We start from the raw sequence: 10,950 nt of genomic DNA on the forward strand, positions 1-10,950 counted from the left end.
TTTCCATCCAACTTCATTTACAACAAAAGAATAGACCGATATGATCGGCCTATTCCATCTTGCCTGAAGAAAGTTTATTTAGTCTTGAGAAATACCTTTTTCTTCAAAATATTTTGCAGCTCCAGGATGCAGGTCAATCCCCATTCCTTCAAGAGCATTTTCCGCGCTGATCAGCTCACCTTTTGCATGGCTGATTCTGTCTGTGTTTTCGAAAATGGCTTTTGTCACTTCGTAGATAACATCCTCTGAGATATCAGAGCTTGTAACAAGCATCGCACGAACAGCCACTGTCTCGATGTCGCTGTCAAGCTTGCTGTAAGTACCGCCGCTGATTGTATCTTTCGCGTAGTAAGGATACTTCTCAATCAGTTCATCTGCTTTATCGGCAGATACCGGTACGATATTAACATCCTGAGTCGCAGCAAGTCCTTCTACAGCACCGGTTGGAGTACCGGAAGTGATGAACGCTGCATCGATCGTTCCATCCTGGATGCCAGTTGTGGAATCATCGAAAGAAAGGTTACGGGCACTTAAATCGTCAAGAGTAAGGCCGTGAACTTCAAGAATCTGTGTAGCGTTCAGCAAAGTACCAGATCCCGCTTCACCGACTGATACTACTTTTCCAGCCAAATCTTCAACAGACTCAATGCCAGAATCCTTCGTTGTCACAATTTGGATTGTCTCCGGGTAAAGTGTACCGATGCCCTGTGCGTTTTCAACTTTATTGTCAGAGAACATTTCCGTTCCTTCTGTTGCATAAGAAGCAATGTCCGTCTGCGTGAAGGCTACTTCAATATCTCCGGATTTAATGCTCGCCATATTTTCAGCAGATGCACCAGATGTTGACGCAGTAGAGTCATAATCTGTTTCATCCCCAATGATGTCCGCGAATGTACCGCCAAGTGGATAGTATGTACCGCCAGTACCACCTGTTGCAATTCCTATGAAGTCTACTTCTTCGCCTTCACCTGAACCGCCGCCGCTTCCTCCGCCGCATGCAGCCAAAATCATTGCCGCAGCAAGGAGAAGTACAGCACTGAGTGATAATTTTCTCTTTTTCATGTCATTCACCCCTATAAAATTTTTAATAACAAAGATAGTTTAACATAAATTGTAATAATATTGTTAATTATTTAACTTTTCGGATATTAATGAGTATTGGTTTTTATGCAGTCTTACATTCTAAAAACCATTGCTGCAGATACTTCCAGCCCGCGTTCTTCAAGCCATTCTCTATATTAAGCTTATGTACTATAGTGTAGGTCCATGAATATTATTACATCAAATGCAAACTACCTGCTATGTATATCCATTGTAACAAACGATTAATGATTTTAAAAATATTTACCTAAGAATAAGCGCTTCATCAAACTCTCACTTTAATTTGAAATAGCTCCTAATTCACCGGATAAACTCAGGCAAGAAAGAAAAAACTGCTCTTTCTATGCAAAAAGAACTCCCCGCTAGCAGCTGGGGAGTTCCAAAATCAACAATCTGTACGAATATAGACTTTCAGGCCCAGAAAGAACCCCGGCCTTGATTTCTATTACTCTCTCGGGAACCCATCATCCGGACGGTTCGGCTGATTATCAATGGTGCCGTCTTCATTCATGGAAGAAGTCCAGTCATCCCTTGAACTTTCCTGTGCTTTTCGCTTAGCTTTTTCTTTATCTACCGAGATATCGGAGAGGTTGTTTTCCATCTTACTGAGATAGTTCGATGCAAACTCTCTGCCGCCAAGCCCGAAAGATAGACCGAATGCTAAAGAAAGTCCGCCAAGCACAAGGATAAAGGCCGAGTTGACAATGGATTGAGCAATGCCAAGCTGATCAAGCGCCATGAAGAACGCCATGATGATAATTGCATACTTGGCGATTGTGGCAAGTACATTCTTACTGCTGCCATTCAGGATGCTGACCAATACTTTCTTGGTGATATTACCAAGATAAAGGCCTACAGCTAAGATGACAATTGCCGCAATAACACTTGGAATATAGGCGAATACACCCGTTGCAAGTGTTACAAGGAATTCAAGCTCTACTATTTGAAGTGCTTCGACAATGAACAGCAGGGCAATGACGAAATGCACGACATATCCAAGAATCCTTGTGATAGTAAGGGAATCCGTTGATTCTCCAGGCTTCCAGCTTCCTAATTTCATATTGCTCATCAGGGAATTGATGCTCAATGTGTTAAGGAAGTTTGTTGTCCATCTGCCAGCGATACGACCAGCCCACAGACCAACAAGGATTAAAACAATTGCTACAGCAATATTCGGCAGCATCGTCAGGACATCATTGAGCATTTCGATTGCCGGGCCGGATACCCCTTCGATATCAAGCTTTTCAAGTGCTGCGATAACAGTCGGAATCAAAATCAGAATGAACACAATGTTGCCGGCAATGGAAGAAAGGGATGTTCCGCTAAGTGTCCTGGATAATCCAAGGCGCTCACCCAACTTTTCAAGGCCGATTGTGTGAAGGAAGTTCGTCACGATTGTGCGAACCAGCTTGGCCACGAAGTATCCAACAAAGATAATCAATGCGGCTGCAAGCAATTTCGGGATGAATGCCAGCATGCTGTTCAGCATATCTGTGAACGGTTCAGAAACTCCCGTGATATCCAGTGCTGAAAGGACTGCAGGCAAGAATAATAAAAGAACGAGGTAGAACAATACCTTGGCCGCTTTATTGATTCCTGCATGAGCATCCTTCGCCGTGTCTGCCATATTCCACTTCACAAGCAGATGATCAAAGTGGGTTGCGTGGGCAAGCTTGCGTACCCCCATGCTGACCAGCATTGCCAATGCATATGCCACCAGCAGGATCAGTGCCGCTTTCAGGATGTTATCAACCGCACCGAAAATGGAATTCATCAAATTCACTAACGGTTCAGCGATCAGATTCAGATTAAGAATGTTTAATACGATGATAAATACGATCAAAAGCAAAATCCAATAGACTATTTTACTGATGATTTTTTCAGAAGAGTATTTTTTGTTAGGGATGTGAGAGAACAGCTTGTCATCCATGCCGGTTCGGTTCAGCAGTTTATAAACTGCCTTCTCAACTCCTTTGGCAACAAGCCACCCGATAAGAAGAACAACTAATGCAAGAAGAAAGTCGGGTATCTTCCCTAAAAATCCCTCAAAGTTATACATATTCATATTATTCATCACTTCAACTCCTTTGCTTTTTCTAACCCTCCTATTCCCATTAGTTTTATAGAGTAAACTACGGTGTGTATCGGTTTTTTAAAATAAGTGTACAGGTCCTTGAAGGTGGACATTGGGGTTTTTTGCAGAGAGATAGGGATTTACTGGGTTTTTCCAAAAGTTTTCAAGTATCTGCTATTTTGTAGAAATTTTTATTTTGCTGCAGTAAAACGAATACTTCTTCGCTTTAAAGTGTGCTCCTTTATCTGATGGGGCTGTTTTGGTCGGGAGGGAGATTTTTTTGTTGGAATATCTACGATGGTGAGACTTTTTCGGTCGGGATGACTGTTTTTTCGTTGAGATATGTATGATGTTAGGACTGCTTCGGTCGCGAGGGATGCTTTGCCGTTGAGATATGTATGATGGTGTGATTGCTTCGTTCGTGAGAGCGGCCTTTTCATCAAGACATGGGTTAATTAATCCGAAAGAGCCGCATTTTTCCATCAAACTATATGATTTAGAGGTGCTTTTCCCTCAAAAGTTATTCACAGAGGCAGAGTTGGATTTCCAACACAAAAAGCCCCTCTTTATCACAAAAGGGACTTTCATTTCATATTCAGTTTGCGTCCGCTCGATCCTCTTTACGGATTTTATCGATAGGAACAAATACCTCCAGGTGACGGTAGAGATTTTCAAACTCAACTGGAAGCAGCCCGCCGAATTCTCCATCTATATTCAACTGGACTTTATCTTTGGAGTGCACCTTGATTCTGTTTGCTTTTGTATAGATGACATTTGGATCTTTGACATGATCTCCTCTAACAGCCAGACTCGCAATCCGGATGAATTCTGCCAAGTTTGTTTTTTCAAAATCAGCAGGGAAAACATTCCGTCGTTGATGGACGCATCCGGAGCAAGTTTTTCAAATCCGCCCACTGAATTTGTGAGTCCGATCAAGAATAACATCGCTTCGCCTTCAAACAGCTTTCCATCATATTCAATCGTCAAGTCGGTTGCTTTAATGGAAGGAAGCATCTCGACTCCTTTAAGATAGTATGCCAGCTGGCCCAAGACGGTCTTCAGCTTGCTTGGCACTTCGTATGTCAGCTCGGTCAGGCGTCCTCCGCCGGCAATGTTGATGAAATAACGATTGCTGTTCATTCTGCCGATATCCACTGGAATGGTGTCGCCTTTGATGATGACATCCACCGCCGCCCCGATATCCCTGGGGATATTCAAGGCACGCGCAAAGTCATTGGTTGTCCCCATTGGAACGATCCCTAATCGCGGACGATAATCCTGTTCAGCCAGACCATTGACCACTTCATTCAATGTTCCATCGCCGCCGGCTGCCACCACCAGGTCATATTTGCGTTCTACAGCTGTACGGGCAGCTTCGGTTGCATCCCCTTCACAGATTGTTGCATGGCAGGACGCTTCATAGCCCGCCTGTTCTAATTTAATTAATACTTCAGGCAGATGCTTTTTAAAAAGCTCGCGTCCTGAAGTCGGGTTATATATGATTCTTGCTCTTTTCATTCCCCATCATCCTATCTTGATATTTCAAAAGCCTTTGACAGCTTAAATAGACCTATTCGGTACCTTTATTACTACCCCTGAGGACCTGCTGCAAACCCGTCCTCTTGCTATAAAGCTCTTTTCTTAAACTTTGCAGCTATTTTTAAGATATCGCTATAATCTACCGGAAATCTCCGGTTATCGGGCTTTTTCCAAAAGCAGCAATAGATGCGAAAAACAGACTTCTATAAAAAATAAACGCATCAATATATTAACGCACCTACCGAAAATATCATACCTCTTTTTTACAAAAAAAGCGAATGGCGAACGATAATCCTTTTTAATAACATACCCGCTCTTCTGTATGAATAAAATGTCATATGTCATTAGTACCCGAGGAGGTTTTTAGATGAAGTTTCTAATTTTGCTGCATGTCCTTTCCGCCATTATGGGAGTGGGACCGACTTTCTTTGCCCACGTTTTAGCGAGAAAAAAGCAGACTGCTGCCCAGTTGAGACATACACTCGTGCTTGGCGCTCACCTGGAAAAATTCCCGAAAATCGGCGGTACAATTGCCGTCATTACCGGCCTCATCCTCTTCTTCGCAGGAGAATACGGTGCTTTCACGCAAGTTTGGATTCTCGGTTCATTGATTCTTTATGTCCTTATTCAAATTATTGTCATCGGATACGTCTCTCCTAACAGCAGCTTGTTGAAAAAGTGGCTCGATGCTCCCGAAAATGCGGAGGTGAACGGGGAACTGCCAGAGGAAGCCCAGAATTACCTGAACAAAATGAATGGTTACTTCTATCTTGCCTCTACCCTTGGAATCCTCCTGTTTATCTTTATGATCCTGAAACCGTAAGAGCTTCAAGGCTTTAAAGCACTGCCTGGGAAAGTTCCTTTTCACGCTTCAACGCGTTAATGCAAGTCAAGGGACTGTCCCTCTTAGGGAATTAACGTGTTAGATTACCTGTCGAATTAAAGAATTTCCTTAGTTATTATGCTTATTTCCGGGGAAATTTGTCTGTTGGTGGTTCATACCAAACGTATAATGATTAGGCAGTTAACACTCATAAAAACACCGGGGAACCTTCCCCGGTGTTTTCATCCTTTTATTTCCCCAGACGGACTGCCAGGCTGAAACTGTCACTTATGAGCAGCTCATAATTCCCTTTCCCTGTGGTATACGTGCCGCTCTCTGAGTCTTCTTGGTAAATGACCTCATCTTGAAACTCTTTCTCTACATTTTTCTTCTCTTCCAACTTCCACTTCTCATCATCTCTTATGTCCGTGACGTTTTCCGCCAACAGGTTAATATCACTGCCTTCAGATATTAAAACATTCACCTGGGAACTCTCCGTCACCGACCAGTTGCTGAGCAAACGGCGCGGCTTCATAGTAATGGATGAGTCCTGGCCTGATACCTCAAGCCCTGCCTTAGTCGGCACCACCAGGGTCGCATCCAACTGGCTGTACCTCTCAAATGGACCGGATTCTGATGGAAGGCCCATTAGCGATATATACAGACTGTCACCTTTCATTTCATACTGAAGGTAATCCTCCGGAGAGTTCAGTTTGCCTTTACCATCATAAGTAGTGGAACGGTAGGTTCCAAACACGCTGACTTCGTCTCCGGTCCCTCCTTCTATCGTCAAATCGTGAGGACCGGTATCCACCACCACTCGTTTGATTTCACCGGGGAGGGTTTGGTTGAAAACCGGAATTTCCATTGTCTTCTCTTCAGCTGACACCCAGTTCTGCACAGCGCCCATCACACCGGATGCGTGAAGAAGGCTGAAACTGATTCCGGCAGCCCCAATTATCACAGCAAACAAAATGCTGACTACATCATATTTCACTTTAGGGTTCTCCTGACTGGCAAAAAATAAATAGAACAAGATTTCCCCGCCTAGGATGATCAAGATAAAAGGCCACCACCCTGTCATTACGTAAGCCTTATTCCAATCCAAGATCTGTGTGAGAAGCAGCATAATGCCTAAGAAAACCAATGCCGCTCCCATTGAAATCGATCCTACACGCCACACCCTCATTGTATTGTTTCCCCCTTCTTCTTGCTTCCTGCCAGCAGTTTGATGCCTCCGCCTATTAAGACTAGGCAGACAATGGCCGTCTGAATATAACGCTCAAACCAGAAGTACGCATCTACTCTCATATATTCATATAGGACAGGTTGAAGGACAGGCAGAGCAATATTCGTAAGCAAATAGTAAACACCGAGTGTGACCAGGCCGATGCCGACCCACTTCTGATGATTCACCAGATAAGAAATGACCGGAATATCTTCAATAGGTTCCTTGCCATATCGTGACGCCTTTTGCAGTCCATCGAAAAAGCTGTAAAACCAGATGATCGGCACAAGGAAAAGAAAAATGCCCAGTCGCATGACATCCATAATATAGATAGAAAAAAGGAAAGCGGCCATTAACTGGATACCCCTGCGTTGATAGCCCAGGTACAGGTGCCCTGCTCCAGGAAAAATCGAAAGCATGGTTGCCAGGGATTTTGACTTTTTCCCATCTTCCCTTCGATTCTCGAATTCTTCCAGGATTGACTGGTCAACAAGTGTTTCACCCCGCTGCTTCTTTGCGAGCTGCTGCATGCTGTCAAAAAAGCTGTAAACCCATAGGACAGGGAGGAAAGCCAGAAACACGAGGAATTCCCCCCGCGATGACAGGACAGTGACGAAAATGACCATCACAGCCAAACCAAGAAATGCCGCCAGCAGCGTCACACCTCTGTTCATCAGGCCAAGTTGAAAGTGGCCGAGCCCAGGCACGAGCGATAAAATAATCGTGAAAAAGCGTTCTGATTCAGGTGTGCTTTCCTCTTTTTCACCATCTCCTGCTGCCGTGGTCCGTTTATAAAGCTTGGAGGCCGTTATCGCTGTATCAATCAAGTTCACAATATAGAGAAGAAATCCTCCTATTAAAAACACAAATTCTATTCCGGATACAGACCAATAAGAGAAGGCCAGATAGATGGTCACCACCGCGGCACCAAACACACTTGCAGTATAAAACAATCCTCTCAGCAGCTTTCCAAGATATATTAAGCCCCCTCCAGGGAAAAACGCTAATAAAAACGCAATGAGCGGATTTTTTTTCATTCTTTTCTCTCCTTCCTGGTTTCGTTTTCAACCTCATTTATAAAATTGGTCGTTTTGTTCATCAATTCATTGGTAACAGACGGGCCGGAGTCGTGTTCAAACTCCTCGGCAAATCCAATCAGCTGTTGAAAAACGCCTGTAGACATCAATACAATCGTCATCGCCGCTGCGACAATATAATGGAAGGCCGCCCTCTGGTAAAATTTCTGTTCTTTTCCCGTTCCAGGAGCTTCCATCTGTTTTCCGCCCAAAATATCCGCCATGACGTTATCCGTAAAACGAGATTCACTTGAAAGGGCAGGCAAGGAGGTTTCAGCGGCCTCAAGTGCCTCAAGATAGATTTCCATGCAATGGTCACAAGAATATAAGTGCTCTTCATATTGCTCACGGACCGGTTCATTCAGTCCATCTTCAACGTATTTCAGCCATTCTTCATAAGGTATATGCTTCATCGAAAATCTTCCTCCCTCCAGTGTGTCTTCATCCAGAGTCTCGCCCGGTAGAGCTTGGTTTCAATCGTCTTCACTTCTACTTCCTGTTCCTCGGCAATCTTTTTATAGGACTTCTCCTCTATGTAATAATCATGAATCACTCTGCGATAATTCTCCGGCATTTCCCCAAGCCTCTGCCTGACCAGCAGCCGGAGCTGTTTTTCCTCAAACTTGGCTTCCACTGACTCCAGCTTTTCCTGCAGAATATCATCCTTAGACGGTTGAATGACGCTTCCGGTTACGTCTTCATTCCGGCGAGCTGCCTTTCGTTTGCAATCAATCGCATGGTTCACCGCAATCCTGGTAATCCATGTTTTGAACCCTTGATTTTCATACCGGGAGAGAGACGTATAGATTTTCACGAACACTTCCTGTGAAGCATCTTCCGCATCTTTTTGATTACGGAGAACAGCATAAACCGTTCGGAAGACCTGGTCTTTATATCTTTCAATGAGGATCCGGAATGCCTGGTCGCTTCCATTCCTCACTTTCTTAATCAGCTCTTCCTCCAATACTCTCTCCCCCCTTTCGATGGCTCCATAATAATAGACGAACGAAGTACCTGTTTCCCCTACACTTTTTTGAAAAAAATTATCTTGAGTGATTTTTATGATGTTCTGACGTCTGCCTGCTAATAAATCGCAAAAAAAAGCTGCCAAAGGGAAATTCCTTCAGACAGCTTATGAGAAAATCTTTATATTTCGTTTTTCAAGAAAATCAATGCTTTCCTGGATGGATTCTTTATCGAAATGGTAGATGTCGTATAGTGTGTTCACCCATTTATCGATGTCACGCATTTGATACTCCCTGATATTCCGGTAGGTCATGGCCTTCAAAGTTCCATTCCGTAGAAAGTAACAGGTGTTTCCGTGGAAACGGACAGCGGTAATTCTCCGCATCACCACATTTTCTTCACTATCCTGGTAAGAAGCTTCTATGTCGGCAGCAAGATCCTTTTCTTCAAGGGGCTCCCAGATGATTTCTTTTTTCACAAATGATTTCCCATTGGACTTTCGGTCAATTTCATAAAGCGCCTGGTCTTTTTGTGTAAAAGTAATCTCCTCGCCGAAGCCGTGAAGAATATGCTTCCTGCGTGCTTCCAGCTCCACCGGTTTCATGATGGGTGAACCGTAGCCTACATCAACATACAATTTCCTGCCTTCAATGACTGCCATGATGCCTAAATGCCCGGGTTTCACCCTGACAAAGCTTATATCAAAGCCGATTTCTTTGAGCAGACGGCCAAAGTTGATATTCAGTGTATAGCAAGTGCCTCCCCAGCCGCGGTGTATCAGGTTTTGTACAAATTGCTCCAAGGTCGGGACATATTCATCATAGTGGTTGAAGTAATGGAACTTGCTGAACGTCTCATACGGAATGCGGATCAGGTGATGCTGGATGAGCCGCTGCAGGTAGTTGATGCTCGGCCGTTCAAGTGTCAGATTTAAATACGAAAGATACTGTTCTTTGAATTCTTCCACATTATCACTCTCTCATTTTCCTCATGGATTGCCATAAGGGGGTTTCAAGCTCTTGTTTCCCTCATTAATTGGAGTTCAATCCTTCGCTTCCCTGTCCTTGGTGTTTTTCCTGCTATTTTACCACTTATTTTTCAAAGATTCATTGTCTATGCTTTAGGATTCTGGATGTTTGTGGTGAATTCCTTTATTCTTGGGAGAATTGGTTCTTTCTGTGGAGAAGAGGAGAAAGACGCTCGGCTGGAAAAGAAAAAAACGGCCTGCATAGCGGCCGCTGTAATATATGATGTTATTGATTCATACGCTCGAAGTTTGTCTCTAAAGTCTTTTTCATATCTGTTGTGAAACCGTCTTTCATAAGCAGGCGTTCCCCGCGGAAATAGTCCACCACTTCTTCGTCAAACTCGATTTCTATCAATTCTCTAAGGTCCCATATTCTAAGCGCGGCCATGATGGAAATCAAGTGAGCGACGGTCAATGATTTCTTTTTAAAGTTGACCAGTTCATTGATTGTCGCAACACGAAGACCGGTAAGGCGGTGCAGATCGCCTTGCGTCATTCCGCGTTCTTTAAGGATTTTTCCCAGCTTGATATTGACTTTATGAGGAAACTTATCGAGGGTCTCAATAACAATGGTGTTTGTCTTTTGATGAATCATGCTGTTACCCCCTAACAGTATTCTCTATAAGAATACCGTGAATTCCGTAATTCGTGAAGAGGGAAAGAGTTCCATTTACTCACCTGCTTTACCGCTTTAAAGCATGACCAGGGACAGTCACTAGCAATGCATCTATGTAAATTTCTTAAATTTATTCAAAAATTTTACAGTTATTTCTAGCTCGAGAATTAAAAAAGGGCAACATGGTTGTAAAAGACCTTGTTCCCATTTTTTTACATACTTATAGTTAAATTCGTCGTTTTCCTTTTACCATGGCTACAGTTCCAAAATCAGGTTTAGGTTTCGAAGGGATCGGAACTTTTTGTCTGCCTTTTGATTCTTTCTTCTTTCTACCTAATTCTAATAATAGATCGCTATACGTTTTATAGAGATAGGTTTGAAGTGATTGAAAGAATCCCCATGTAGTCTTGGTGGATCGTGTCATAAGCTTAACGATCACAGATAAACCAAAGGCAATGACAGCTAAGAACATTTGATTCCAGATTCCTTGGGGCTTTGTG

The 10,950-nt window shown here is 43.4% G+C and carries 9 protein-coding genes and 2 pseudogenes; 1 reads left to right on the forward strand and 10 read right to left on the reverse strand.

Translation table 11 applies throughout. From position 1 onward, the window contains the following. Positions 1-78: 78 nt before the first annotated feature. The 3 genes and pseudogenes from B9Z54_RS14545 to B9Z54_RS14555 form a co-directional block, all read right to left on the reverse strand. Entirely contained in the window at positions 79-1,062 is a 984-nt protein-coding gene (locus tag B9Z54_RS14545; RefSeq protein ID WP_113929079.1) for a TAXI family TRAP transporter solute-binding subunit, read from the reverse strand. Between the two features lie 484 nt (positions 1,063-1,546). Further along, positions 1,547-3,175 (reverse strand): mechanosensitive ion channel, encoded by a 1,629-nt coding sequence (locus B9Z54_RS14550; RefSeq protein ID WP_113929080.1) that lies wholly within the window; start codon positions 3,173-3,175, stop codon positions 1,547-1,549. Between the two features lie 595 nt (positions 3,176-3,770). Next, positions 3,771-4,693: pseudogene (locus B9Z54_RS14555) on the reverse strand (diacylglycerol kinase). A 388-nt stretch (positions 4,694-5,081) separates the two neighbouring features. Here B9Z54_RS14555 and B9Z54_RS14560 point away from each other — a divergent pair. After that, positions 5,082-5,537, forward strand: coding sequence for a DUF2269 family protein (locus B9Z54_RS14560; RefSeq protein WP_113929081.1), 456 nt, complete (start codon positions 5,082-5,084; stop codon positions 5,535-5,537). Between the two features lie 250 nt (positions 5,538-5,787). On the opposite strand, the gene B9Z54_RS14565 is transcribed toward B9Z54_RS14560, so the two are convergent. The 7 genes and pseudogenes from B9Z54_RS14565 to B9Z54_RS14595 all read right to left on the reverse strand — a co-directional run. After that, positions 5,788-6,726, reverse strand: coding sequence for a LiaF transmembrane domain-containing protein (locus tag B9Z54_RS14565; protein WP_113929082.1), 939 nt, complete (start codon positions 6,724-6,726; stop codon positions 5,788-5,790). Further along, a complete protein-coding gene (locus B9Z54_RS14570; protein ID WP_113929083.1) occupies positions 6,723-7,802 on the reverse strand; it encodes a hypothetical protein in 1,080 nt (359 codons plus the stop codon). The genes B9Z54_RS14565 and B9Z54_RS14570 overlap by 4 nt, the downstream gene beginning before the upstream one ends. Further along, positions 7,799-8,254, reverse strand: a complete 456-nt coding sequence (locus B9Z54_RS14575; RefSeq protein WP_113929084.1) for an anti-sigma factor family protein — start codon at positions 8,252-8,254, stop codon at positions 7,799-7,801. The genes B9Z54_RS14570 and B9Z54_RS14575 overlap by 4 nt, the downstream gene beginning before the upstream one ends. Continuing rightward, positions 8,251-8,826 carry an RNA polymerase sigma factor gene (locus B9Z54_RS14580; protein ID WP_481747798.1) on the reverse strand — a complete coding sequence of 192 codons (576 nt, stop codon included), beginning with the start codon at positions 8,824-8,826 and terminating at the stop codon, positions 8,251-8,253. The genes B9Z54_RS14575 and B9Z54_RS14580 overlap by 4 nt, the downstream gene beginning before the upstream one ends. A 147-nt stretch (positions 8,827-8,973) precedes the next feature. Continuing rightward, positions 8,974-9,774 (reverse strand): arylamine N-acetyltransferase, encoded by an 801-nt coding sequence (locus B9Z54_RS14585; protein WP_113929085.1) that lies wholly within the window; start codon positions 9,772-9,774, stop codon positions 8,974-8,976. 286 nt (positions 9,775-10,060) lie between these two features. Continuing rightward, the gene (locus B9Z54_RS14590; RefSeq protein WP_113929086.1) at positions 10,061-10,429 is read right to left on the reverse strand and encodes a helix-turn-helix domain-containing protein; all 369 of its coding nucleotides are present in this window, start codon (positions 10,427-10,429) and stop codon (positions 10,061-10,063) included. Between the two features lie 247 nt (positions 10,430-10,676). Beyond that, positions 10,677-10,950 (reverse strand): annotated as a pseudogene (locus tag B9Z54_RS14595) (IS4 family transposase); the annotation flags it as partial.

The organism is Bacillus sp. P14.5, from assembly GCF_003316765.1.
Lineage (GTDB): Bacteria > Bacillota > Bacilli > Bacillales > Bacillaceae_B > Rossellomorea.